Annotated in this window: 1 pseudogene; it reads left to right on the top strand. The window is 73.9% G+C overall.

Going from position 1 to position 299, the window contains the following annotated elements:
• Positions 1 to 299: pseudogene (locus CWO89_RS47490) on the top strand (tol-pal system protein YbgF); the annotation flags it as partial.

Genomic DNA, 299 nt, shown 5'->3' with positions numbered 1-299 from the left:
CGCCGGCCACCCCGTCTGCGCCGTCCTATCCGCCGCAAGGTGGCCAGCCGGCCTATGGACAGCCGCAGCAGGGATACGGCCAACCGCAGCCGGGTTACCGGCAATCGCAGGGCGGCTACGACCAGACCCAGATCGCGGCTCCCGCTCCGATCGTGCAAGAGCCGGCCGCGCCAGCAGCGGGAGGGCGCCGCCGTGGCGATGCCTTCGATCCCAACCAGAACCCGAACGCCCCGGGGCGCCGCGCGCACTCGGTGGTGGCCAGATGCCGGTCTCGCCCGATGCCACGGTCGGTGCGCCCG

Source organism: Bradyrhizobium sp. Leo170 (genome assembly GCF_004296405.1).
Taxonomy (GTDB): domain Bacteria; phylum Pseudomonadota; class Alphaproteobacteria; order Rhizobiales; family Xanthobacteraceae; genus Bradyrhizobium.
This window is presented reverse-complemented; position numbering and strand designations above follow the sequence as displayed.